The sequence below is a fragment of the Flavobacterium bomense genome, assembly GCF_003970355.1.
The window spans coordinates 1-1,409 of sequence record NZ_RYDJ01000104.1; the positions used below are offsets into that span (position 1 = coordinate 1).

1 protein-coding gene is annotated in these 1,409 nt (G+C 33.2%); it reads right to left on the minus strand.

Features of this window, described 5'->3' with window-relative positions; all coding sequences use genetic code 11:
- Positions 1-106: 106 nt before the first annotated feature.
- Positions 107-955: an NAD(P)-dependent oxidoreductase gene (locus EKL98_RS15880; protein WP_126563137.1), complete on the minus strand. Its 849-nt coding sequence runs from the start codon at positions 953-955 to the stop codon at positions 107-109.
- Positions 956-1,409 lie beyond the last annotated feature (454 nt).

Here is a 1,409-nt window from a genome sequence, read left to right on the forward strand (position 1 = left end):
CCTTCGTCAACCACTTCCCATTAGAATTCGTCGTCTTTTATAAATTCTTTACTTGCGCCAAAAGTTTCCATTTTGTGTCGTTTTTAATGAAATAACGAATAACGAATTATTTTTCTTTTAAATAATTGATAACCGAAATAACATCTTGATTTCCCAAACCTGATTGTATTGCCTCGGAGTAAGTTTCAATAATGGCATTCGTCAAAGGAAAATTCACCCCATTTTTTTGAGCAAGCATAATATCTTTTTGCATTAAGCTCAAGGCAAATGCAGGTTTGTAATCTTCGTTGATTAGCAAGGGGGTTTTGACTTTTGTGGCACCGCTTCCGCAAGCACTTTCATTGATGATTTCTAATAAATCCGAACGATTGACGCCATTTTTTTCGGCAAATAATACCGTTTCTGCTAATCCCAGATACAAAATCGAGAGGAAATAATTCACGCTCAGTTTGGTCGCAATTCCTTTTCCATTTGGGCCTACGTGTTTGATAAATTTGCCTAACTTTTCAAAATAAGGCAAGGCTAAAGTTAGGTCATTTACATCGCCACCAACCATTATCGTCAAGGCTCCATTTGCTGCGGGCTGCGTGCTTCCAGCTACTGGAGCATCTAAAAATGAAGCTTTTCCTTGTTTCATCTTTTGGGCAATACCTACTGAAAGTTCTTCAGAAATGGTACTCATATCAATAAAAAGTTTTCCGCTTATTTCTTCCATCCCAAAAATTTCTTCATATACCATTGAAACGGCTTCATCATTGCTCAGCATGGTAAAAATGATGTCGGAATGTCCCACTAATTCACTAATATTTTGGGCAATTATGACATTGGTATTTTCAAAAGATTTTGTTTTAGCTGCACTTCTGTTGAATACCGTTAATGGAAAACCTGTCTTAAACAAATTGTTCGCCATAGGTTTTCCCATATTGCCAAGACCAATCCAGCCTATATGTTTCATGTCATTTTTTTTATTTGATTGTAAGACATCAAATATACAAAAATAGCAGGGTTTATTTTTTAGATTCCTGATCACAAAAAAAGTGAATTTTAAATAGTTGAACTGATTTAAAATTGGATGTTTTGGTTTTTACTAAGAATAAGTTCGAGTTTCTGATATTAGATTGAAAACTTTTTATCTATTAGTGGTGGCTCACTCAATATTACTGTGTTAAGGACAAAATAGTCTCTAATTTTTAATTCCAATAATTGAAGATTTTCATTAGATACTTATATTATACTTTTTACTTCGTCTTGATGCAATTATTCGAGTCTTCAATTTGAAATAATGATAAATTTCCTTTTATCTTAATGATAGTAACCGCTCGCGCCTGTAATTATTTTTTTTGATAAGTATATGGCTGTATAGATTTTTAGGAAAAGTCGCTGAAAAATAATAATTGAAGACGATTACT